Annotated in this window: 28 protein-coding genes; 18 read left to right on the top strand and 10 right to left on the bottom strand. The window is 71.1% G+C overall.

The window, feature by feature from the left end:
• The first annotated feature begins 31 nt into the window (after positions 1-31).
• The 5 genes from B9G38_RS18125 (at position 32) to B9G38_RS00350 (ending at position 3,713) form a co-directional block, all read left to right on the top strand.
• Complete coding sequence (locus B9G38_RS18125) at positions 32-172, top strand: hypothetical protein (protein ID WP_169514831.1); 141 nt, start codon at positions 32-34, stop codon at positions 170-172.
• A gap of 57 nt (positions 173-229) precedes the next feature.
• Positions 230-913: an HAD family hydrolase gene (locus B9G38_RS00365; protein WP_049930835.1), complete on the top strand. Its 684-nt coding sequence runs from the start codon at positions 230-232 to the stop codon at positions 911-913.
• 68 nt (positions 914-981) lie between these two features.
• Positions 982-1,737 carry a hypothetical protein gene (locus tag B9G38_RS00360; RefSeq protein ID WP_049930833.1) on the top strand — a complete coding sequence of 252 codons (756 nt, stop codon included), beginning with the start codon at positions 982-984 and terminating at the stop codon, positions 1,735-1,737.
• A gap of 212 nt (positions 1,738-1,949) precedes the next feature.
• Positions 1,950-2,726 (top strand): aldo/keto reductase, encoded by a 777-nt coding sequence (locus B9G38_RS00355; RefSeq protein WP_049930830.1) that lies wholly within the window; start codon positions 1,950-1,952, stop codon positions 2,724-2,726.
• A gap of 93 nt (positions 2,727-2,819) precedes the next feature.
• Complete coding sequence (locus B9G38_RS00350) at positions 2,820-3,713, top strand: tetrahydrofolate dehydrogenase/cyclohydrolase catalytic domain-containing protein (protein ID WP_086219107.1); 894 nt, start codon at positions 2,820-2,822, stop codon at positions 3,711-3,713.
• Positions 3,714-3,780: 67 nt separating this feature from the next.
• Here B9G38_RS00350 and B9G38_RS00345 read toward each other — a convergent pair whose 3' ends face one another.
• Together B9G38_RS00345 and B9G38_RS00340 are read right to left on the bottom strand one after the other, a co-directional pair.
• On the bottom strand, positions 3,781-4,338 hold the full coding sequence (locus tag B9G38_RS00345; protein ID WP_086219106.1) for a diadenylate cyclase: 558 nt from the start codon (positions 4,336-4,338) through the stop codon (positions 3,781-3,783).
• Positions 4,339-4,481: 143 nt separating this feature from the next.
• A complete protein-coding gene (locus B9G38_RS00340) occupies positions 4,482-5,903 on the bottom strand; it encodes a bifunctional UDP-sugar hydrolase/5'-nucleotidase (protein WP_086219105.1) in 1,422 nt (473 codons plus the stop codon).
• Between the two features lie 276 nt (positions 5,904-6,179).
• Between B9G38_RS00340 and rpl7ae the strand changes: the two genes are divergently transcribed.
• The 4 genes from rpl7ae to ndk are packed head-to-tail and all read left to right on the top strand — an operon-like array spanning position 6,180 to position 7,447.
• Positions 6,180-6,542, top strand: a complete 363-nt coding sequence (gene rpl7ae / locus B9G38_RS00335) for a 50S ribosomal protein L7Ae (protein ID WP_006112392.1) — start codon at positions 6,180-6,182, stop codon at positions 6,540-6,542.
• A 6-nt stretch (positions 6,543-6,548) separates the two neighbouring features.
• Positions 6,549-6,773, top strand: a complete 225-nt coding sequence (locus B9G38_RS00330; RefSeq protein ID WP_004595321.1) for a 30S ribosomal protein S28e — start codon at positions 6,549-6,551, stop codon at positions 6,771-6,773.
• Positions 6,774-6,776: 3 nt separating this feature from the next.
• A complete protein-coding gene (locus tag B9G38_RS00325; RefSeq protein WP_049930824.1) occupies positions 6,777-6,971 on the top strand; it encodes a 50S ribosomal protein L24e in 195 nt (64 codons plus the stop codon).
• On the top strand, positions 6,968-7,447 hold the full coding sequence (ndk, locus tag B9G38_RS00320) for a nucleoside-diphosphate kinase (RefSeq protein ID WP_049930823.1): 480 nt from the start codon (positions 6,968-6,970) through the stop codon (positions 7,445-7,447). Before B9G38_RS00325 ends, ndk begins: the two co-directional genes overlap by 4 nt.
• 170 nt (positions 7,448-7,617) lie before the next feature.
• Here the strand turns inward: ndk and B9G38_RS00315 are convergent, their stop codons facing one another.
• The 3 genes from B9G38_RS00315 to B9G38_RS18685 form a co-directional block, all read right to left on the bottom strand.
• On the bottom strand, positions 7,618-8,871 hold the full coding sequence (locus B9G38_RS00315) for a PQQ-binding-like beta-propeller repeat protein (RefSeq protein WP_086219104.1): 1,254 nt from the start codon (positions 8,869-8,871) through the stop codon (positions 7,618-7,620).
• A gap of 103 nt (positions 8,872-8,974) precedes the next feature.
• Positions 8,975-9,712, bottom strand: a complete 738-nt coding sequence (locus B9G38_RS00310; RefSeq protein ID WP_086219103.1) for a carbonic anhydrase — start codon at positions 9,710-9,712, stop codon at positions 8,975-8,977.
• Positions 9,713-9,799: 87 nt separating this feature from the next.
• Positions 9,800-9,934, bottom strand: a complete 135-nt coding sequence (locus B9G38_RS18685) for a hypothetical protein (protein ID WP_254921774.1) — start codon at positions 9,932-9,934, stop codon at positions 9,800-9,802.
• A gap of 253 nt (positions 9,935-10,187) precedes the next feature.
• On the opposite strand from B9G38_RS18685, the gene phoU reads away from it, so the two are divergent.
• The gene (gene phoU, locus B9G38_RS00305; RefSeq protein WP_086219102.1) at positions 10,188-10,862 is read left to right on the top strand and encodes a phosphate signaling complex protein PhoU; all 675 of its coding nucleotides are present in this window, start codon (positions 10,188-10,190) and stop codon (positions 10,860-10,862) included.
• Positions 10,863-11,048: 186 nt separating this feature from the next.
• On the opposite strand, the gene B9G38_RS00300 is transcribed toward phoU, so the two are convergent.
• Positions 11,049-13,529: a DUF2309 domain-containing protein gene (locus B9G38_RS00300; protein ID WP_086219101.1), complete on the bottom strand. Its 2,481-nt coding sequence runs from the start codon at positions 13,527-13,529 to the stop codon at positions 11,049-11,051.
• Positions 13,519-15,006: a proton-conducting transporter membrane subunit gene (locus tag B9G38_RS00295; RefSeq protein WP_086219100.1), complete on the bottom strand. Its 1,488-nt coding sequence runs from the start codon at positions 15,004-15,006 to the stop codon at positions 13,519-13,521. Before B9G38_RS00295 ends, B9G38_RS00300 begins: the two co-directional genes overlap by 11 nt.
• Before the next feature lie 252 nt (positions 15,007-15,258).
• On the opposite strand from B9G38_RS00295, the gene B9G38_RS00290 reads away from it, so the two are divergent.
• A complete protein-coding gene (locus tag B9G38_RS00290; protein WP_086219099.1) occupies positions 15,259-16,275 on the top strand; it encodes an amidohydrolase family protein in 1,017 nt (338 codons plus the stop codon).
• On the opposite strand, the gene B9G38_RS00285 is transcribed toward B9G38_RS00290, so the two are convergent.
• Positions 16,272-16,754, bottom strand: coding sequence for an Lrp/AsnC family transcriptional regulator (locus tag B9G38_RS00285; RefSeq protein WP_049930813.1), 483 nt, complete (start codon positions 16,752-16,754; stop codon positions 16,272-16,274). The genes B9G38_RS00290 and B9G38_RS00285 overlap by 4 nt on opposite strands.
• Positions 16,755-16,863: 109 nt before the next feature.
• On the opposite strand from B9G38_RS00285, the gene B9G38_RS00280 reads away from it, so the two are divergent.
• From B9G38_RS00280 to B9G38_RS00260, 5 genes are all read left to right on the top strand, one after another.
• Positions 16,864-17,262 carry a thioesterase family protein gene (locus tag B9G38_RS00280; protein ID WP_086219098.1) on the top strand — a complete coding sequence of 133 codons (399 nt, stop codon included), beginning with the start codon at positions 16,864-16,866 and terminating at the stop codon, positions 17,260-17,262.
• Positions 17,263-17,357: 95 nt separating this feature from the next.
• The gene (locus tag B9G38_RS00275; protein ID WP_049930810.1) at positions 17,358-17,597 is read left to right on the top strand and encodes a glutaredoxin family protein; all 240 of its coding nucleotides are present in this window, start codon (positions 17,358-17,360) and stop codon (positions 17,595-17,597) included.
• The gene (locus tag B9G38_RS00270; RefSeq protein ID WP_086219097.1) at positions 17,594-18,127 is read left to right on the top strand and encodes a cob(I)yrinic acid a,c-diamide adenosyltransferase; all 534 of its coding nucleotides are present in this window, start codon (positions 17,594-17,596) and stop codon (positions 18,125-18,127) included. Before B9G38_RS00275 ends, B9G38_RS00270 begins: the two co-directional genes overlap by 4 nt.
• 47 nt (positions 18,128-18,174) lie before the next feature.
• Positions 18,175-18,501: a cupin domain-containing protein gene (locus B9G38_RS00265; RefSeq protein ID WP_049930806.1), complete on the top strand. Its 327-nt coding sequence runs from the start codon at positions 18,175-18,177 to the stop codon at positions 18,499-18,501.
• On the top strand, positions 18,501-18,893 hold the full coding sequence (locus tag B9G38_RS00260) for a rhodanese-like domain-containing protein (protein WP_049930805.1): 393 nt from the start codon (positions 18,501-18,503) through the stop codon (positions 18,891-18,893). The genes B9G38_RS00265 and B9G38_RS00260 overlap by 1 nt, the downstream gene beginning before the upstream one ends.
• A gap of 21 nt (positions 18,894-18,914) precedes the next feature.
• Here the strand turns inward: B9G38_RS00260 and B9G38_RS00255 are convergent, their stop codons facing one another.
• Positions 18,915-19,823: a Vms1/Ankzf1 family peptidyl-tRNA hydrolase gene (locus B9G38_RS00255; protein ID WP_086219096.1), complete on the bottom strand. Its 909-nt coding sequence runs from the start codon at positions 19,821-19,823 to the stop codon at positions 18,915-18,917.
• A 205-nt stretch (positions 19,824-20,028) separates the two neighbouring features.
• On the opposite strand from B9G38_RS00255, the gene B9G38_RS00250 reads away from it, so the two are divergent.
• Positions 20,029-20,682 carry a PH domain-containing protein gene (locus tag B9G38_RS00250; protein ID WP_086219095.1) on the top strand — a complete coding sequence of 218 codons (654 nt, stop codon included), beginning with the start codon at positions 20,029-20,031 and terminating at the stop codon, positions 20,680-20,682.
• Positions 20,679-21,209 (top strand): PH domain-containing protein, encoded by a 531-nt coding sequence (locus tag B9G38_RS00245; RefSeq protein ID WP_086219114.1) that lies wholly within the window; start codon positions 20,679-20,681, stop codon positions 21,207-21,209. The genes B9G38_RS00250 and B9G38_RS00245 overlap by 4 nt, the downstream gene beginning before the upstream one ends.
• A 36-nt stretch (positions 21,210-21,245) precedes the next feature.
• Here B9G38_RS00245 and B9G38_RS00240 read toward each other — a convergent pair whose 3' ends face one another.
• Positions 21,246-22,031: a TSUP family transporter gene (locus tag B9G38_RS00240; RefSeq protein ID WP_049930798.1), complete on the bottom strand. Its 786-nt coding sequence runs from the start codon at positions 22,029-22,031 to the stop codon at positions 21,246-21,248.
• Between the last annotated feature and the right edge of the window lie 103 nt (positions 22,032-22,134).

Genomic DNA, 22,134 nt, shown 5'->3' with positions numbered 1-22,134 from the left:
GGTATTTGAGCGTCGACGGCGAAGCGATCCCGTGAGGCTCTCGACCGCGCTGATCGCCGTCGGCGTCGCGCTGATCGTGATCCCGCTCCCGGTACCGATCCCCTTCGTCGGCGTGATCGTCGGTGCGCTGGCGCTGCTCGCCGGGCTCTTCCTCCGGCTCTTCGGCGTCTGAGGCACCGACCGGCCGACGTGTGAAACCTTTTTGCCCGTTACCCACCCACGGCGATGCGTGTACGACGCCGTCGTCTTCGACAACGACGGGGTGTTGGTCGGGCGGACGCCGTTCGACACGCTCCGCGAGGCCGCCTGGGACGCCTTCGTGAGCCTCGGCGTCGAGGACCCGGACCTCGCCCACGTCGACGACGTCGCCGTCGGGGTCGACCCCGCCACCCTGGCCGACATCTGCGAGCGCTACGGCGTCGACCCGGCGGAGTTCTGGCGGGTCAGAGACGAGGTCGCGTCGGCGGCGCAGATCGACGCCGCCCGGGAGGGACAGAAGACGCCGTACGACGACGTGGACGTCGTCCGCGCGCTGGACGCCTCCCTCGGCGTCGTCTCCTCGAACCAGCAGGCGACCGTCGACGCGCTCTTGGACCACTTCGGGCTCGCGGACCACTTCGAGGTCGCGTACGGCCGCGACCCCTCGGTGGCCAGCCTCTCGCGGAAGAAGCCCTCGCCGTACTACATCGAGCGCGCCCTCGAGGACCTCGGCGCCGAGACGGCGCTGTTCGTCGGCGACAACGAGTCGGACGTGCGCGCGGCCGACAACGCGGGAATCGACTCCGCGTTCCTCCGCCGCCCTCACCGCCGGTCGACCGAACTGGACTGCCACCCGACCTACGAGATCGACGACCTCCACGACCTCGTGAGCATCTGCGGGCGAGCGCCGCCCGACGCCGACGGCGGGATCTGATTCGGCGTGTGACTCGCGACGGCCGCGCGATCAAAACGGACATGTGATCGGTCCCCGAAGCGCGGGCGATGCCCTCGCCCTCCGCGAGTCAGCCCCTCGACACAGACGCATCGGACGTGCGGTCCGTCGTCGCTCGCTACCGCCGGGCGGAGCGCGCCGTCGGCTGGACCCTCGCGCTGCTCGTCGTCGTCGCGTTTCTCGCGGCGGTCGTCGCCATCTCGTTCTGGCCCGGCGTGGCTGTCGGCGCCGTCATCGTCGTCGCGCTCCGCGTGCCCGTGTTTCGACGGCGCGGCTCGACTCGCCTCCGGACGGACGCGTCGCCCGGAGCGGTCGTCCGGCGGTTCGGGTCGGCGAGACCGCCGAACCTCGCGTTCCAGTGGGGCGTCGCCGACGAGGTCCGGAGCGCCGCCGACACGGCAGCGTCGACCGACGCCGCTACCGACAGAAGCGCGCCCGGGACGGACGCGACCTACGAGTTCTCGTATCTCCTCGGCCTCAAGTCGGTCGAGCTCGACCTCTCCGTCGACGTGAGCGGGAGGGACGCGGTCGACGACGCCGCGGTCGGCGAGAGCGATTCCGACCACCCGCCGGTCGCGACGGTCGAGATAGAGGGGACGGCGGACGGTCGGCCGTGGGCCTCGTACGCGGCGACGGTCCGCGAGACGACCGACGGCGGGACCGTCGTCGACCTCGAACTGCGACCGACGCGCCGGTTCGGCCTCCGGCGGCTCCCGCAGGGGCGGGTCGCCGAGCGGTACTACGCCGAGGCGCTCGCCGCGCAGGGGTACGAGGTCGTCGAGCGGTCGGTGTCGATGACGCGGTGAACCCCGGTAGGACAACGGGACGAGCCGTCACGGTTCACGCGACGAGTTCCGTCTCGGGCGCGTCGACGACTGTGTAAGGGGGAGGGAAACATGAGCGTCCGTACGAGGGCCGCGCTCGTAACTGCTGGCGTCAACTCACGGCCGCGAGCGCGGCCCCGCCGTCCAGCTCTCACGGCGAGAGCCTTTAGTTCCCGTCCCGCGCACGTCGCGACATGGACCTCCCGCCGGTCGGTCTCGGAACGATGGGGATCGACGATCCGGGTGCGGTCGCGACGGCGGTCTCCGTCGGCTACCGCCACCTCGACACCGCTCGGATCTACGACAACGAGGCGGTCGTGGGCGACGGGCTCGCCGCCGGGCTGGCCGACGGCGACCTCGACCGCGGCGACGTGACCGTCGCGACGAAGCTCTGGACAGACGACCTCGCGGCCGGCGCGGTCGCGCCCGCGGCCCGCGAGAGCGCGGACCGGCTCGGCGTCGACGCGATAGACCTGCTGTACGTTCACCGCCCTCGCGGCGACTACGACCCCGAGACGACACTGCCCGCCATCGACCGCGTGGGCGACGACGGACTCGTGCGGAACGTCGGCGTCTCGAACTTCGAGGTCGCGGACCTCGACCGCGCGATCGAGGTTCTCGGACGGCCGCCCGCGGCCCACCAGACCGAACTCCACCCGCTGTTCCTCCGACCCGAGCTACTCGGTCACGCCCGCGAACACGGGTATCCGGTCGTCGCCTACTCGCCGCTCGCTGGCGGTCGGGTGCGCGAGATCGACGCCGTCGCCGCGGTCGCCGAGGCGCACGACGCGACGCCCGAGGCGGTCGCGATCGCGTGGGCGGCCGCGAAGGAGCCGGTGGTGACGATCCCGAAGGCGTCGAGCGAGGCCCACCTCCGCGCCAACCTCGCGGCGGCCGACCTCGAACTGACCGACGCGGAGGTCGCCGCGATCGACGCCGTCGAGCGCGAGGAAGAGCTGTTCCCGGAGTAGTTGATCCACATATGCGTATAACCTGAGAGTTATGGGAGACTCGATACGCATGATCCCGGTTCACTTTTACCGCGGGGACGACGAGAATCGCTCATGACGGAGATCATCGACGGGGAGGCGGTCGCGGCGGACGTGCGAGACGCGGTCGCCGACGAGGTGTCGCGGCTGTCCGACTCCGGGGTCGAGCCGGGCCTCGCCACGGTGCTGATGAGCGACGACCCCGCCAGCGAGACGTACGTCTCGATGAAACAGCGCGACTGCGAGGAGGTGGGCATCGAGAGCTTCCATGTCGAGATCGACGCGGACGCGCCCGCCGAGCGGCTGTACGAGACGATCGACGACCTCAACGACCACGACGACGTTCACGGGATATTGGTCCAGCTCCCGCTCCCGGACCACGTGGACAAGCGGACCGTCCTCCGGCGGATCGCCCCCAAGAAGGACGTTGACGGCTTCCACCCGGAGAACGTCGGCCGCCTCGTCGCGGGCGACGCCCGGTTCAAGCCCTGTACCCCCCACGGCGTCCAGAAGCTGCTCGCCGCCTACGACGTGGAGACGGAGGGCGCGGACGCGGTCGTCGTCGGCCGCTCCGACATCGTCGGCAAGCCGATGGCGAACCTGCTGATACAGAAGTCCCCGACCGGCAACGCGACGACGACCGTCTGCCACTCCCGAACCGAAGACCTAGAGGGGGAACTGGCCGACGCGGACATCGTCGTCGCGGCCGCCGGCATCCCCGAGTTCGTCGACGGCTCAAGCCTCAAAGAGGGCGTGACCGTGATCGACGTGGGGATCAACCGCGTCGACGCCGACACCGAGAAGGGGTACGAGCTGGTGGGCGACGTGGACTACGAGTCGGCGGAGGAAGTCGCGGGCGCTATCACGCCGGTCCCCGGCGGCGTCGGGCCGATGACGCGCGCGATGTTGCTGTACAACACGGTGAAGGCGGCCGGACTCCAGCGCGACGTCGAGGTCGGCCTCGAGTAGCCGGGGCGGCGACGGACGCGCACGGTCCCGCCGAAACCTCGCGGTCGTCGCTCAGTGGGGCGTCCGCCTACGTCTCGGGTCGCCACCGCCCCCCGATCTCGTCGCGAGGGTAGTCCTGGTACGTACCGTTCAGGAACGTCGTAACGCGTCCGTCCTCCTCGCTGAGCGTGATTCCCCAGAGGACGTCGTCGCGGAGCGACGTCTCCAAGGCGCTCATGTGTTTGGTCCCCATCCAGCCGGGGAACTCGAGGCCGTCGACGTCTTCGATCTCGCCGCGAGAGGGGTTCCGGACCCGCACCATCTGTCGCTGAACGGTACCGTCGCCGGTCACGATGACGGCCCCGTCTCGACTGAACGCCACGTCCCGGGCGACCTTCGTGAACATATCACGCGACTCCGTGACAACGCGGCACCGGTCGACCGGCCACTCGTTGTCGCCGAGGGGGTCGGTGTAGTCGGCGAAGTTCACCTCGGCGACGATGAGGACGTAGAGACTGGGACCGCTCACGTACTGTTCGCCCCAGCCGTCGAATTCCATGCTCAGCGATTCGGCGGTGTACCTGATGTGATCCATCAGCTTCTGGCTCGTCGCGTACTTCCCGAGCACCTCGTCAAGCGCGTCCATGTGCTATATGTACACACGAAACAAACAGTGTTAAACTCTCTCTCGGTGACCCGACCGAACCTACCGGGGCCGTGACGCCGGACTCGCCGCTTCGAGACGCGATCCGACACTCGCATCCCGACCGCCCGCCCGTCGCCGCTCGTTCAGTCGTCGTCCGCCGCGGGGGCCCGGTTCCGGATCTCGATCCGTCCCTCAATTTCGGGGGCGATCCCGTGTTCGCGGGCGTAAGCGGCCAACACCTCGTACTGGATGTCCGCCTCGTCGACCCGATGACGCTGGCCGAGCGTCGGGTACTCGTGTTCGGAGTGGAGCAGGTACTCCGAGACGGCGACCGTGTAGCGCGCGTCCGGGTCGATGGGCTCGCCCCCGACGGTGGCTTCTAAGACCAGTTCGGCGTCGTCGTCCCAGACGACGCGGGCGTTCGAGACGTGGCCGTGCCACCAGTCGTCCTCGCCGAAGTCCACGTCGGGGGCGGCCATCTCGCGGAACACGTCGCTGAGCTCCGCGCCGGTGACCGACGCGAGCGCCACCGGCTCCTCGAACGGGATCAGGCTGATCAGGTCGGCCTTCGTCACGTCGCCCGTCCACGGGTCGCCCTGGCGGAGCCCGCCCGCGTTCGACAGCCCCACGTCGGCGTCGTGGATCCACCGGAACGCGTCCGCGACGAAGTTGCCGACGCGGCACTCCCCGCCGTGGACCACGTCGCCGGACCGCTCTATCGGTCGGTCGACGGTGTCGACGGTCTCGTCGAGGTCGGCCGCGGCCATCCGCTCGGCGAGCGCGTCGGCGAGCCCCGGCGCGGGGTCGGCCCCGTCGGGCTCGTGGAGCGTCGCGGTCGGCGGCTCGGAATCGAGGTCGATCTCGGCCACCGCCTCGCCGTTGACGCCGGGTCGGACGAGCAGGGTATCGTCGACGACCTCGTTCCGACGGCTGTGGACGTGGCCGCCGGCGATCGCGTCGACGTCGAGCTCGCGGGCGAGGTCGTCGTCGCCCGCGCCGAGGTGCGAGAGGACGACGACGTGATTGAGGCCCTCGTCGCCGCCCCCGCCTCTCTCGCGCTCGGCGACCGCGGCGCGCATCTCGGCCAGCGCGTCGCGCGCGGCCGAGACGGAGTCGTCGAACGAGAGGTCGGCGGCCATGGGGTTAAGCGAGTCCGTCGCGGGGTCGGTGACGCCGACGAACCCGACCGTCTCGCCGTCGACCTCGCGGGTTGCCCACGGGACGACGCCCTCGTCGCGGCCGAACGGCTCGCCGGCCTCGCCGCGGACGTTCGCGGAGACGAACGTCGCGGGCGAGTCGGCGACGAGGCCGCGGAGCGGGTCGGGACCGTAGTCGAACTCGTGGTTGCCGAACGTGTCGAGGGCGGTGTCAGTCACCTCGTAGAAGTCGAGGACCTGCCTGCCCGTCGCGACCAGCGAGAGGACGCCCGGCGCGGTCGTGTCGCCGGTGCCGACGACCGCGGCGTCGGGGCCCGAGAGCGCTCGGATCCGGCCGGCGAGGCGCGCCGCTCGCTCGGGGGCGTCGAAGACGTTCTCGATGTCGGAGTAGTGAACGAGGCGGACCATTCGTCGAGTCGACTGAGGGGCGAGCGACGCATAAAAAGCGCGGAGTGTCGCCGGGTCCGCCGCGGGCGGTGCGACGGCGACCGCGGTACGGCCGGTCCTGCCCGCGATCTCGCCCCGTGACTCCCGCTCGCACACGCGCGAGACATTGAAAGCGCTTTTATGGATGTCCTGACTACCACGGGGCACAGCCTCTGTGGGGTTGATGATGTGCCGTTCCGTTAGGGACCGACCACGGGACGGGCACGCGAGCCCGCACGGAGGATAGGTGAACAACATATGCCCGTTTACGTAGACTACGACACCCCGGCGGACCTCGCGGAGCGATCCCTCGAAGCGCTCGAGGTCGCCCGAGACACCGGTACCGTGAAGAAAGGAACCAACGAGACCACCAAGGCCGTCGAGCGCGGCAACGCCGACCTCGTCATCGTCGCCGAGGACGTCTCCCCCGAGGAGATCGTGATGCACCTCCCCGAGCTCGCCGAGGAGAAGGGGATCCCCGTCGCCTTCGTCGACACGCAGGACGAGGTCGGGCAGGCCGCCGGCCTCGAGGTCGGCTCGGCCGCCGCCGCCGTCGTCGACGCCGGCGACGCCGACGACGACGTCGAGGACATCGGCGAGAAGGTCGCGGAGCTCCGATAACCTCCCATGAGCGCAGAAGAGGGCACCGGCGACTCGACGACCGCGGAGGTCATCGAGGTCGTCGGCAAGACCGGGATGCACGGCGAGGCCATGCAGGTCAAGTGCCGCATCCAAGAGGGATCGAACCAGGGCCGGATCATCACCCGGAACGTCCTGGGTCCCGTCCGTCTGGGCGACGTGCTCCAGCTGCGGGAGACCCAGCGCGACGCCGACTCCATCGGAGGCCGATAACCAATGGTCGAGACACGCACCTGCGATTACAGCGGTGAGGAGATCGAGCCCGGCACGGGCACGATGTACGTGAAGAAGGACGGACAGATCCTCCACTTCGTCGACTCGAAGGCGGAGAAGAACTACTTCCTCGGCCGCGAGGCGCGCGACGTCGAGTGGACCGAGGAGGGTCACCGGGCCGGAGGCGACGAGCAGTGAGCCACCACGACGAGCGCACCTTCGTGATGGTGAAGCCCGACGGCGTCCAGCGCGGTCTCATCGGCGAGATCGTCTCCCGCTTCGAGGAGCGCGGGCTCAAGCTCGTCGCCGGGAAGTTCGTCCAGCTCGACGAGGATCTCGCGAAGAACCATTACGGTGAACACGAGGACAAGCCGTTCTTCGACGGCCTCGTCGAGTTCATTACCTCCGGCCCCGTCTTCGCGATGGTGTGGGAGGGCGCGGACGCGACCCGGCAGGTCCGCGCGATGGTCGGCGAGACCGACCCCGCCGAGTCCGCCCCGGGCACGATCCGCGGCGACTTCGGCTTAGACCTCGGCCACAACGTGATCCACGCGTCGGACCACGAGGACGAGGGCGCGAACGAGCGCGAGATCGACCTGTTCTTCGACGACGAGGAGCTCGTCGACTACGACCTCGACACCGCCGCGTGGGTGTACGAGGACGAATCTCACTGACGCGGCTGCTCGCGGGGCGTCTACCGTTTCTCCGCTGTCCGATCCCGCACAGAGCTACCGCTCACGCGACACACCGCGTTTCCGGTGAATATTCGCGCTGAGCGCGGCGCAGTCGGTTGGTTTTGCTCTGCCTTGCCGGTATAAACTGTCGCCGAGCGCCGCTCCCGGAATCACGTGTCGACCGCGATCGCGGTCCCGTCGTCCGCGACGACGATCACCTCGTCACCGCCGTCGCCGGTGACGTCGGCGAACAGGGGACCGCCGTACGCGACGACCTCGGCGGGACCGCCCCGGGCGGTTACCTCGCCCTGTTGGGTCATCGCGAGGGCCTCGCCGTCGCGGTTGACCACCACGGGCGCGAGTTCGCCGTCGCCGTCGACGTCGCCCATGCGCGGCTCGTTGATCCGGGTCGAGGCACCGTACTGCTGTTTCCAGACGACCTCGCCGTCGAGGAGGTCGACGGCCCAGACGCTCCCGGAGCCGCCGACGTACACCCGTCCGGGGTCCGCATCGCCGATCGCGACCGGGAGATCCTGAAGGCCGACCTCGTACCGGTCCGAGCCGTCGCTCGTCTCCAGCGTCTCGATGTTCCCGTTGGCGCCGCCGAGCGCGAGGACTGGCCCGTCCCGGCTGTCCGCCGCGTTCCAGCTCAGCGGATTCACGGTCGGCTCGGTCGTCCATCGCGTCCCGCCGCTCGCGTCGAGCATGTGGACCGTCGCGGGGGCGCCCGCGGTCGTCAGCACCGCGAGTCCGCCCCGCTCGTTGGCCTCAGCGTCCGGTTCGACGATGAGCGGTCGGCGGCTGATCTCGCCCGCCAGCGAGGCCTCGGCGACCGAGTCGCCCGCGGCGTCGACGACCCGAACGCCCCCGTCGGTCGTGACCGCGGCCACCTCCCGACTTCCGTCGCCGGTGAGGTCGCCGATCGCGGGGCGGACCCCGCTCGGACCGCCGAGGTCGACCGCGAACCGCTCCGTCCCGTCGGCGGCGTCGAGGACGACGAGCTCCCCCGGCGCCGTCGTGAGCGCGACGACCGGGTCGCCGGCGAGGGTGCCCGCGGTGAGCCCGCTGACGCCGACCGGGCCGTCGCCGTCGGAGCCGTTCGTGTCGCCGGCGTCCCCGCCGCCGCGCTCCGCGTCCGGGCCGGAGACCGGGACCGACCAAGGCGTCTCGTCGGTCCCGACGGCCGTCGCGCGGACGACCCGCGACCCGTCCTCGGCCGCGGGGCGGAAGAGGAGCGGCTCGCCGTCGACGGTCGCGACCGCCGCGCCGCTGCCGTCGTCGCCGGGCGCCGGCCCGGACTCCCAGACGATCGTCGTCTCGGTGGTGGCGTCGTCGACGCCGACGAACGCGAACAGCGCCACGCCCACCCCGGTCGCGCCGCCGGCCAGCAGGATCAGCGTCGCGAACAGGACGCGTCGGTCCATTTGAACCCCATTCGGGCGTCGCCGTGAAACGGTTGTCGGATGCGATCCCCTCGCCCTTGGCGTCCCGGTGCCTCCCGATCTCGGCGGCTTGGAGCCCCTCGCGCTACAGGAGTGTCGCCACGTGGTCGTCGTGCGACGCGCCGACGAGGTCGCGCAGCGCCGCCGGGTCGCGCTCGCCGTCGGCGTTGACGAGGTAGGCGACGCCGTCACGGTCGCCGTAGACGCCGTGGAGATCGTACACGAAGCCGTACACGGTCGCGTCGGCCGCCTCGTCGCTGCCGCGGGCGAACGCGACCTGCTCGTGAACGTTGTACTCAACGAGCCGGTCGCGGACCGAGACACCGGCGTCGCTCTCGGCGTCCTCGTCGGTCGTGCCGTCGACCGCCTCGCCGTCACCCTCGCCGACGACGGCCGGGTCGTCGAGCCCGGCCTCGACGATCGGCAGCAGCGCCTCGACGGCGGCGCGGACGCCCGGTTCGGCCGGGAACTCGCCGGTGCGCGCCGCCGCGAGCGCGGCGCCGACCGCGCCGCACCCGGTGTGGCCGACCACGGCGAGGACCTCGGTGTGGGTGTGCCGGAGCGGGTACGCCACGCTCCCGTCGAGGACGCGCTCGCCGTCAACGAGCGCGCTCACTTTGTTGCCGATGGCGCCGGATGTGAAGAGGAACCCCGGCTCGTCGACGGCGAACATCCCCTCCTGTGACACGCGCGAGTCGGAACAGCAGACGGAGACCACGCCGGGGCGCTGGCCGTCGCGGTGGCTGTCGAAAACGTCGGGAGGGAGAGCGGCGACGTGGTCGTCGTTGCGGCCGAGGAGGTCGGCGAGTATCCGGCGGTCCATACCGTCCCGCCCGGCCGCGGGCACAAAAAACGCCGTGGCGCGGGGGTGCTTCTGACGGAGTCCTCCTGCCCGAACGGCCGGGACGGGTCAGGCGACGAGCCCGACCGCGGAGACCAGGATTCCGACGACGAACACCGCGAGGAGCGCGATCGTCGCGAGCACCACCGCGGGCGCGAGCGCCTCCTCGTTCTCGTCGACGACGAAGTCTTCCAAGCTCTGCATATCCGAGCCGTCGTCGCCGCGGGGTTTGAACGCTTCGACCGAGGCTCCGCTACCGGTCGAACCAGTCCGTCACCGGCCGAACCCGTCCGGTACCGTCCGAGTCACGCGGGGTCGTGACCGCTGCCGACGCGTCGGTGTCGTCGCGGCCGCTCCCTCGTCGCTCCGCTCGGTCATTCGTCGATCGCCCGGCTGCCGCGTTCGGGAACCGGCCGCCGACGTGTTTTTGTGCGTCGGGCGTGGCGGATCTGCCAAGATGCCACGCGAACAGTACCAGACGAAGCTCGAAGACCTCCGCGACGACGTCCTCTACATGAGCGAGGTCGTCGCCGAGCGCCTGCGGATGGGGCTCGACGCGCTCGAACAGCAGGACGAGGAGTTGGGCGAAGAGGTGATCGCCGGCGACGCCGAGATCAACGACCTCTACCTCGAACTGGAGGGACAGTGTACGGACCTCATCGCGCTCCAGCAGCCGGTGGCCGGGGACCTGCGGTTCATCGCGGCCTCGTTCAAGATCATCACCGACCTCGAACGGATCGCAGACCTGGCGACGAACCTCGGCGAGTACGCCAAGCGGGCCGACCGCGAGGTGTTCCCCGACGTCGACGTCCAGCGCATCGGCGACGACACGCTGGCGATGCTGGACGAGGCGATGGACGCGTACGCGGAGTCTGACGCAGAGCGCTGCTACGCCGTCGCCGAGTCGGACGACGAAGTCGACGTCGCCTGCGAGGCCGCGAGCGACCTCGCCGTCCGCGACCTCATCGAGCGCGACGAGCTCCGCGAAGACGAGGACGTGGAGGGTACCATGCAGAACGTCTCGCGGCTGCTCCTCACGATCCGCGACCTCGAACGGGTCGGCGACCACGCGGTCAACATCGCCGCCCGGTCGCTGTACATGATCGAGAACGACGACGAACTGCTGTACTGACCGAGATCACTCGGTCCGGGGACGCCCACCACGTACCGTCGCCCGCCCGCTGAGAACGCGTCGCCGAGCGGGACGCTCTCCCTGTGCTGTGTCCTTCCGGATCGAGACGAAACAGGCGTGGCTCTCGGCGCCGTCGCGTGGGCGGCCGCGCTTGCTCCGCTCGCCGGGTTCCGTGGCGAACCGATCTCAGTCGTCGGCGACGGCCGGCGTCGTCGCCGTTCCGGGGCGCGCTTCGGCCGCCGCGGGCGCCGGCGTCCATTCTAAGTCCTCTTCGTAGCGGAACGCGCGGTGGTCCCGCGTCGGGTCGACGACCGTCAGCGAGAGCCAGTCGTTGTCCAGCAGTCCGGCCACCGCCTCGTTGTCGGCGAGGATATCGGTGACGCGGTCGACGGGCGCGTGGAGGACCGTCGAGAGCCGCAGCGGCTGGTGGTACGCCGTGTCGGCGTCGGCCATGAGCGACTGGAGCGGAAGGCCGGTCATCAGGTCCCCGCCGTTGCCCTGATAGACGCCGACGTTGCCGACCGGGTTGTGGGTCACCTTCGACCCGCTGCCGTACGCGGCGTTGTCGACCGTCGAGAAGTAGTACTGCGCGTTGATCCACTGGGTGACGACCATCGGGCCCGTCAGTATCGCCTCCAACGCCGTTCCGTCGGGGTCGGTCGCCCAGTCGTACGAGTGGAGGAAGGCGCGCCCGTCGAGGTCGAGGTCGCTCGTCAGCGGCCGGGGCCCGACGACGAAGCCGGCGTTTCCGGCCAACCCCCACTCGGGGCGCGTCTCGGCCCAGTCTGCGGCCCGCCGTTCCGCCTCGCGCACGCCCGCCGCGCCCCCGGGTCCGGCCGAGTCGGCCTCGCCCGCCGGTCCGACCCGCTCGGCGGCTGCCGCCTCGCGGGCGGCGTCGAGGTCCGCGCGCAGCCGTTCGAGGTCCGCCGCGTGCGAGTCCGGTACGTCCCCGTCGTACAGCTCGATCTCGTCGGTCGTCGTGTTGTGTTCGGCGGCGAGGAAGACGGTGTCGTCGGGCACGTCGTGGCCGCGCTCGCGCAGTCCCGTCTTCACTTCGGGGTCGTTACAGATCGCCGCGAGGACGCGGGCGCTCGGGCCGCCGGGGTTGCCGGCGCAGGCACCGCAGTCCAGGCTGGAGTCGTGGGGGTTGTTCGCCGTCTCGGCCGCGTGGCCCGTGAAGACGACGAGGCGACCGAACTCCTCCCACCCCATCAGCTCGAACGCGGTCGCGGCGTACTCGACCTTCTCGTCGCGAGTCAGACCGGTCGGAAGCGCTCCGGGAGCGCCGTCCCGCCGGTGGACGCCCGGTTCGCAGAACTCGTGATCGCCCGGAACCGCGTCGTCGGTCGTCGAGAGCAGGTCGTACACCCGGGCGGGAAGGAGCGTGCGCGCCGCGAGCGCGAGCCCGTAGCCGCTGCCGGCGCCCTCAACGAAGCTGAAGGCGGTCGCGGGGTTCGAGCGGAGCGTCTCGATCGCCTCGCCCGCGGCCTCGCGAGCGCGCGCCCAGCGGTCGCGGCTCGCCCGCGCGCCGTCGTCCGTCGGGACCTCGGCGACGCGGTACTGCGGGTCGAGGATCGGGGGACAGGCGTCGATCGACACGTCGTCGTCGTACCCCTGGTACTCCATCGGGACGCCGAAGAAGCCGGCGTAGCCGTGCGTCTCGTAGTCCCCTGTCGCCTCGACGTGCCGACGGATCACCTCCGAGCGCGTGTCGATACAGAAGACCAGCTGGGCGTCCGGGCGTCCGGACGCGCCGCCGTCCGCGCGGGCCCCGCGCTCGCCGTGGCGGGCCTCGCTCTGGGCCGCGACCCGCTCGACGAGCGCGTCGCGGTACGTCGCCTCCCACGCGCTCAGGAACGCTGCCGCGATCTCGTCCTCCGCGCCGACGACCGGGCCGTCGGACTCGGCCGGCGGGGCGAGGTCGACACCGAAGGCGTCCGCCAGCGCGAGCCGGGCCGCGAGGTACCCGGTCAGCGTGATCGGGTACGCGGACTGCCACGCGCCGCCGTCGTCGGCGCGGCGCTTGAGCAGCCCGGTCCACCCGGGGAGCGCGGCGAACTGCGCCTCGAAGATCGATTGCCACCGGTCGTCGGGATACGGCTCCAGCGCGGACTCGACGGCCGCCGTCGGCGACGCCGGGAGGTCGGCTGCGAGCCCCCGATCGGGGATCTCGTCGTCGTGCTGGGCGACCGACCGGAACGCGTCGTAGAACCCCGCCTCGCGGTTCGGCATCGACCACTCGGCCCGCCCCTCGTCGAGGAAGGCCGACAGCCACTTCGTCAGCACGCGGTCGACGCGCTCGGCGTCGGAATCCGGGCGCGTCGCGGCGCCGGCGTCGCTCGGTTCGTCCGTCCCCTCGGCGGATTCCAGCCGGTCCAGCAGGGCTTCGGGACCGGCCTCGTAGCCGCGGTCGGTCAGGGTCTCGTCGAGCAGGTCGGCGTCGATCCGCCCCTCGTCGAGGGCCGTCCGGAACGTCGCCGCCCGCGGGTAGCCGCGGCCGCCGAGAAGGTCCGCCGCCCGACTCACGGCCTCGTCGAACGGCCGGTCCTCGAAGCCGGCGAGGGGGTTCGCGGTCACGAACGAGTGGACCGGCCAGACCGACCCGACGGCGGTCGCGGCCGTCTCGATAGCGTCTGCGTCGTCTTCGGTGGTGGATTCAGCGTTCATCGTATTCCTCCGTGGCGGTCAGGACGGTTTCCGGGGCGGGCTGCCCCGCGTTCAGCAGGGCGACGTAGAGGCGCTCGCTCCGTTCGTAGACGCCGGTCTCGATCGCGACGTACGCCGCGAGGAAGGCGACGCCGACGAGCGCGTGGAGCGCTGTCAGTTCGGTCGGCGCCGAGACGACGGGGAGCCCGGCGAGCAGCCCCGAGACGGCCTCGTACGCGAGCGCGTACACGGCGATGGCCGGGAGCGCCACCAGCGGGACGGCGCCGTAGCGGGCCGCCGTCGACAGACCGGTCTGCCGGACGGCGCTCCGGGCCGCGTGGAGCGTTGTGAGCGTGACGAACCCGGCGAGCAGCAGCCCGCTGTCGAGGCTCGTTCCCTTCCCCGTCAGGACCGCGAACGTCGCGCCGCCGGCGAGCCCGGTCAGCAACACGACGGCCGCACCCGCGACGCCCGTTCCCCCGAGTTCCGACTCGGTCTCCGTCGGGGCCGTGCGCTCGACCTTGTCGCCCGCGCTCAGGAAGTGGTACGCCTTGTAGAACCCGTGTAACACGAGGTGCGTCACGGCGGCGGCGAAGAAGCCGAGCCCGGTCTGGACGATCATAAAGCCCATCTGCCCGACGGTCGAGCAGCCTAGTTCGCCCTTGACGTCCGACCGGACGGTCTTGAGCAGCTTCCCGCCGAGGGCGCTCGCGGCGCCCGCGACCACGAGGGCGAGCATGAGCCCGGTCTCGGCCGTCACGACGGGCGCGAAGCGGGTCAGGAGGATGCCGCCGGCGTTGACGAAGCCGGCGTGCATCAGCGCCGACGCGGGCGTGGGAGCGGTCATCGAGGAGAGCAGCCACCCGTGGAACGGGACGAGGGCGGACTGGATCATCGCCGCGAGGACGAGCGCGCCCCCGGCGACGAGCAGCGCGGGGCCGCCGAGCCCGTCCGCACTCGCGGCGATACCCGAGATCGTCGTCGCCTCGGTCGCCCGCCACAGCGTCGCTAGGGCGACGCCGAGGAGCGCGCTGCTCGCGAGGAAGTGCCGCCGGGCGACGCTCGCGGCCGCGCGGGCCTGCGGCCAGCCGTCGACGGTCCCGATGAGCCGGGCCATCAAGAGTCCCATCGCCAGCCAGCACAGCCAGAACAGCGTGAGGTGGTCGGCCGCGACGAGCGCCATCACGGCGAGCGTGAATGAGAAGATCCCGAGGAAGAAGTCGGTCTCGTGGGCGCTCCCGGCCATGTAGCGCCGGGAGTAGCTGTGGACGATCCCGCTGAAGAACGTGACGACGGTCCACAGCAGGACGGTCAGTCCGTCGACGGCGACCGCGCCGGGCACCTCCCACGAGGCGCCGAGTCGGAGTCGGGCGACGAGGACGGCGACGCTCGCGGCGAACAGCGACCACGCGAGCCACGTCAGTACAGCGGAGACGAACGACGAGTCCGTCGTCTTCCGGAGCGCTCCGACCGTCGTCTTCGAGGTGGGTCCTGACATCGTTCGAGCGACCACGCGACCGGTCTCGACCCGCCGTCGGGTCGAGTCGCAACCCGGTCGTTGTCTACCCACTTTGAGAACATAACGTCTATTAAAGCTGTTTGTATTCACAATTCGTTCGCAAGAACAGCATTATAGAACATTATGATTATTCTCTCGTGGGGGAGGGCCTGGCGAGTACGCGGTCGCAAGTGAGCCCGTTCGGCGTCGCGACTCAGGAAACCATATCGGCTCGGAGTCCGGAGGACCGGTATGCGAGAACTCGCAGGGACCGTCCTGGTCGGGGAGTCGTTCGAGCCCGTCCGCGGACGCGTCGTCGTCGAAGACGGGCGGATCGACGCCGTCGAGGAGACGGACACCGACTCGACGGACATCGTGCTGCCGGCGTTCGTCAACGCGCACACCCACCTCGGAGACTCCGTCGCGAAGGAGGCCGCGGTCGGCCTGTCGCTCGACGAGGCGGTCGCGCCGCCGGACAGCCTGAAGCACCGGCGGCTGGCGGCCGCCGACCGCGACGAACTGGTGTCGGCGATGCGGCGGACGCTCCGGTTCATGCGTCGGACCGGCACGGTCTCCACGCTCGACTTCCGCGAGTCGGGGCCCGCCGGCGCGCGGGCGCTCCGCGAGGCGGCGGCGGAGACGGGCGTCGACCCGTTCATCTTCGGGAGCGGCGACCCGTCGGTCCTCGACGTCGCCGACGGCTACGGGGCCTCCGGCGCGAACGACGACGAGTTCGCCGCGGAGCGCGCCGCCTGCGAGGATCGCGGTCGCCCGTTCGCGATCCACGCGGGCGAGCCGGACGCGACCGACATCCACCCGGCGCTCGACTACGACCCGGACCTGCTCGTTCACATGGTCCACGCCGAGCCGGACCACTTGGAGCGCGTCGCGGACCAGTCGGTCCCGATCGCCGTCTGTCCGCGCGCGAACGCGGTCCTCGATGTCGGGACGCCGCCGATACGGGAGCTGCTCGACCACACCACCGTCGCGCTCGGCACCGACAACGCCATGCTGAACCAGCCGTCAATGTTCCGCGAGATGGCGACGGCGGCGAAGCGGTTCGACGTGACCGACCAGGAGGTGTTGCGAATGGCGACCGCCGCGGGCGCCGAAATCGCCGACCTCGACTGCGGGGCGATCGAGCCCGGGCGGCGGGCGGCCCTCCTCGTCCTCGACGGCGACTCCGACAACCTGTCCGGCTCGGAGGACCCGGTCCGTGCGGTCGTCCGGCGGGCGACCGGGCTCGACATCGAGCGCGTCGTCGGTTAGTCCTCCGCCCCGTCCCGCCCGGCGTCGAACCGTCCGAACGGGGTCGTCTCGTGGGTCCGCACGAGGACCTCGTCGGCGACGGTGACGCCCATGTCGAGGAGCGCCTGCGCCACGGGCGTGATGTCGCTGTCCGACTCGCCGACGACGGTGACGAGGAGGTTCTGCTCGCCGGTGACGAGCTCTTGGACCGACACGACTCCGTCGATCGCGAGGATGTCGGGGATGAGTTCGCCGCGCTCCGGTATCGACGCGGTACAGTAGAGCAGCATCCGGAGCGGATACCCCGACCGCTGGTAGTCGACGCTGGCGCTGTACCCCTTGATCACGCCCTCGGACTCCAACCGCTGGATGCGCTTGCGGACGGTGCTGTCCGAGGTGCCGGCCCGCTCCGCGATGTCCCCGGACGACGTGTTCCGCGCGTCCGCCTGGAGCGCGTACAGGATCGCCCTGTCGACGTCGTCTATCGCGCCGTTGTCCATGTCTCGCCGGTACGCGCGTGTCGGTTTTATACGTTGGTGGGGCGCCCGGCGCCGCCGCGGTCGACGCCGATCCCGACGCCTACATACGATCCCCGCCAGTGGGTCGGATATGGCGACCTACACCGCGGACATCGACGTTCGGTTCCGCGACATCGACGCGATGGGCCACGTCAACAACGCCGTCTACGCGACGTACATCGAGCAGGCGCGGACGCGCTTCTTCCGCGATGTCCTCGACCTCGACATCTCGGGGGCGTCGACCGTGCTGGCGTCGCTGTCGATCGACTTCCGGCGACCGGTCGAACTCGACGACGACGCGGTCGCGGTGAGCGTCGAGATAGCGGATCTCGGCCGGTCGAGCGCGACGATGACGCACGAGATCCGGATCGGCGACGCCGTCGCGGCGGAAGCCGAGGCGACGCTCGTCGCCGTGGACCCGGAGACGGGCGAGCCGACGCCGATCCCGGAGGCACACCGGGAGGCGATGGCGTCGTACCGAGATCGCTGAGGGGGCGGCCCGCGGCCCGGGGCTGCGATACGAGGCCTCTCCCACCGTCGCGGTCGGACGCACACCTTCTTGACCGCGCGGACCGATCGATCGGTATGAGCGTTCGACTGTACGCCCTCGACGGGTGTCCGTGGTGCGAGAAGGCGGCCGACGCCCTGGACGACGCGGGCGTCGAGTACGAGACGGAGTGGGTGGAAGCGCTCCACTCCGACCGGAACGAGGTGAAGCGAGTGAGCGGCCAGCGCGGCGTCCCCGTCCTCGTCGACGAGGGTCGCGGCGTGACGATGGCCGAGAGCGCGAACATCGTCGACTACGTCGAGAGGACCCTCGCATGAGCATCTACACCGGTCGCGGCGACGAGGGGGAGACCGACCTCCGAGACATGAGCCGGGTGTCGAAGTCCAGCCACCGCATCGAGGCGTACGGCTCGGTCGACGAGGCGAACGCGCTGCTCGGAACGGTCCGCCCGACGGGCCACGAGGACATCGACGAGCTGCTGGAGACGATACAGAACCATCTTCACGTCGTTCAGGCCGACCTCGCGAACCCCGACCCCGACCCGAACGACCCGCAGGTGGAGCCCGACCATGCCGACCTGCTGGAGGAGCGCATCGACGCGTTCGACGAGGAGCTGGAGCCCCTGCGGTCGTTCATTCTCCCGGGCGGCGGCGAGGCGGGGGCGGCGCTCCACCACGCGCGCGCCGTCGTCCGGCGCGCGGAGCGGCGCGTCGTCGACCTGGCGCGCTCGGAGCCGATCAACGAGTCGGTCGTCACCTACCTCAACCGCCTCTCTGACCTCCTCTTCACCCTCGGCCGCGTCGCGAACGCGCGTGACGGCGAGCCCGAGGAGTCGCCGACGTACTGAGCCGCCCCGAGCGCGCGATTTTTCCCCGTCCCGCGCGAGGTGCGGGTATGACGCTCGACAGCTACGCGGCGGCGGTCGCCGATCTCGACCCGGCTCCCGGCGAGGTCGAGACGGCGGAGGTCGTCGTCACCGACGACGCGCTCGTGAAGGCGTTCGTCCTCGGCCCGGACGCGACCGTCGACCCCCACGAGCACGCGGACGCCACGAACGTGTTCCACGTGCTGGAGGGGGAACCGACGGTGATCCGCGACGGCGAGGAAGAGGCGCTCGCGGCCCCGGCAGTGGTGGAGAACGCCCGGGGCGCGGTCCACGGCGCCCGCAACGACACCGACGACCGAGCCGTGCTCACGGCCACCCTCGCCCCGCTCCACTGATGGACGGCGAAATCGACCCCGAAGAGCTGTCAGCCCTGCTCGACGAGCGCGGCGACAGCTCTCCCGACGAGTCGCTCCGCATCGTCGACATCCGCGACCGGCGCGCGTTCGACCGAGGGCACCTCCCCGACAGCGAGTGTATCCCGTTCCCGGAGCTGACGAACCGGATCGCGGAGCTCGAGGGCAGCGACCGCATCGTCACCGTCTGCCCCCACGGCGTCGCCAGCCAGCAGGCGGCCCAGCTCATCGGCAGCTACGAGGGGACGCAGGACGCGCGCGTCGACAGCCTCCGCGGCGGCATCGAGGCGTGGGAGCGGGAAATCGGCGACCTGCCCGCGTCGGACGAGCCGGCCGCCAGCGATCCCGACGAGGGGCCTGAGAGCCCGTTCTGACGCCGGACGGGCGTCCCCGGTTCAGATCGCACGAATCCGCACCCGCCAGAAGTCGCGGAACGCGTCGTCGAGCGCTCCCTTCGGCTTGCCGGTTGCGTCCGACACGTCGGTGACGTCGGCGCGGTCCCGAACCCGGCCCAGCACGCTGCGCTCGCCGACGACGATCACGCGGTCGAGGTCCTCTCCCGCGGCGACCCCGGCGAGCGCCTCGTCGGCCCGGTCGAGGTGGTCGTCAATCTGCCCCTCCCGGCGGCGCTCGAATCGCCCCTGCGAGAAGCCGCCCTTCGAGTGTGCCTCCTTCACGTCGGTGGTGAACCCCTCGAATGCGACCCGCTCGTCGCCCTCGTAGGTGCCGACCGCGAAGGTGTCCGAGCGGACCACGGCGAACGCGAACCGGCCGGTCGGGCGGAACCACGCGTCGTCGAGCCGGAACCGGTCGCTCCACCGGTCGAACGGTTCGGGTTCGACCGGCGGCGTCAGCGCGGCGCTCACCGCGCCCGTGTCGTCGGCGAGGACGACCGCGGGCGCGGCCCGCCGGACGAGCGCCGTCCGGTCGCCGAGCCAGTCCGACACGGTCGCGGGGACCGAGTCTGCGTCCGGCACATACGCCGTGAGCAACCCCTCCGGGTCGTCGCTCTCGACGGCCCGGAACCGCTCGAGCGCGTCCGTCAGCCGCGAGCCGCTGCGGTCGCTCACGCGGCGGAACTCGACCGTCTCCTCCGTCCCCTCGGCGCGCTCCAGCCGCTCCTCTAACGACTCGATCCGGTGTTCGAGCTCGTTCACGCGCTCCTCGGCGCGCTGCCGGTCGGCGACCGCGTCGGACCGCCGCTCCTCCTCGGCCTCGGCGCGGCGTTCGAGGTGACGCTTCTCCTCCTCCAACTCCTCGATGCGCTCCTTCAGCTCGGCGCGCCCGAGCAGCCTGTCGATCATACCGAATTCGCGACCCGCCGCGACGTAAAAGGTGCGTCTGCGGCGGAGACGGACGCCGCTCTCCGGGCCGTCCGCGCGTCGCGCCACCGTCCGCCGCCGTCTCCCGCGCGACCGTTCGTCGCCGCGTTCACGTCGTCCGCTTCGCGCGTGACCCGATCGGTGCGCCTCCGCCACCGTTTTAGCGTCTCCCGACGCTTCGGGGGATATGTCGTCTCCGTCCCTCCAGGAGGAACCGAAGACCGGCAACGGCGTCACCGCCGACCTCGACCTCGACTGGCTGTCGCTCGACGACGACGAGGAGATCCGCTGGGCGAGCACGCCGCACAGGTACAGCGTCGTCCCGGCGCTTCTCGTCGGCGTTCCCCTGTCGCTCGTCCTCGTCGGGATCCCGATCGTCGCCGCGAGCTACCTCCAGTACAAGAACACGAACTACGTCGTCACGAACAAGGGGCTCTACAGCAAGCGGGGCATCCTCTCCCGGGACGTGAAACAGATCGGGTTCGAGAAGGTACAGAACATCTCCTACTCGCAGTCGGCCATCGGTTCGTCGCTCGGGTACGGGTCGGTCGAGGTCAGCACCGCCGGCGGCTCCGGCGTCGAGCTACGGTTCCGGAGCATTCCGGACCCGGCGTCGGTCCAGGAGCTGATCGCCAGGGAGATCGACGCCGGAAAGCGGGACAGCGCCGACGGCGACGGCGACGCCGACGACGTGCTCGCCGAGATCCTCGTCGAACTTCGCGCGATCCGCTCCGCGGTCACCGACGACGGTGCCGGCGGCGACGCCGAGACGCCGACCGCGACCGGCGAGGACGTCGGCGCCGAGCGGACCGCGTCGGAGACGGCGTGCGAGGACCGATGACCGGCGACTGGTGGTTTCGGCACGACGACGAGACCGTCGTGTGGACGGGTCGCCCGCGGCTGCCGGCGGCGCTCGGCGGGGGCGTCGTCGGCGTCGCGACCGTCGCCGTCGCGCTCCTCGCGGCGGCCGCGGTCGACCCGCGCATCGCCGCGGCGAGCCCGCTGGGCGTCGGCATCGCCGGCTGGGAACTGCTCCGCGTCACACGGACCGACTACGTGGTCACGACTCGAGCGATCTGGTCGAAACGCGGCGTGCTCGGCCGAAAGGTCCGCCGCGTCGGGCTGGCACAGGTACAGAACACGGCGTACAGTCAATCGGTGACCGGTTCCGCGTTCGGGTACGGCACGGTCACGATCGAAGTCGCCGGCGGGCCGGACCTCAAGCTCCGCCGGATCGACGACCCGCAGGCGGTCCGACGGTCGATCACCGACCGGACCGGGACCGTCGACCGCGAGCCGCCCGGGACGGTCGAGCAGTGGCGGGCGGTGCTGTCCGTCGTCCGCGACATCGAGGCCGCAGTCGACTGACCGGCGGCGACTCCGGCGGAGCGACGGCGACACCGGTCAGGCGACGCCCGCGCCGCCGAGTATCAGCCGGAGCCCGATGACCGTGAGGAGGCCGAGGACGAGGCCGCGCCGGAGCCGCTCGCTCACGCGGTCTCGGAGGCGAGTCCCGACGGCGACGCCGGCGACCGCAGGGACCGCGGCGGCGGCCGACGCGAGCGCGAACGCGGCGTCCGGGTAGAGTCCGAGCGCGCCCGCGGCCCCGACGCGAAGGCCGTTGATCCCGACGAACACCAGCGCCACGACGCCGACGAACACCCCGTGCGAGAGGTCGAAGCTCCGGACGAACGCGACCAGCTGGACGCCGACGTTCGTCGCGCCGAACAGGACGCCGGAGACGACGCCCACGACCCCCATGACGAGCGGGCCTTCGGCGCGCTCGCGGTCGGCCGAAGTCGGCAGCGACGGGAGCGCGACCGCGCGCTGCGCGGTCGCCACGAACCCGAGCGAGACGACGCCGAGCAGGACGCGCAGGGGAGCCGCCGGGAGGCGATCGAGCAGCGCCATCCCCGCGAGGGTGCCGACGAGCGCGGCCACGAGCAGCGGTGCGAACCGGGCCCCGCAGGTCCGCAGTTCCTCGCGCGTGAGCTCTCCGACGAGGGCGACGTTCACCGCGAACATCGGGACGATCATGAACGCGACGGCGGCCGCCGGGTCGAGCGTCGACGCGAGCACCGTCGTCCCCACGACCGCGAAGCCGAACCCCGCGACCCCGTTGACGGCGCCCGCGACCGCGACGACGACCGCGACGGTCGCAACCAGCTCGGCCGAGAGCGCGAGCGCCATACGTTCGACACGAGCCGGACCGGCATAATAACACGAGTGCCCGATCGGGCGGCTCCGGCGGCGTCCGCGGCCCGACATCGAACCATTTCCCGCCTACGCGGTC

This window comes from Halorubrum sp. SD612 (assembly GCF_002135005.1).
This window is presented reverse-complemented; position numbering and strand designations above follow the sequence as displayed.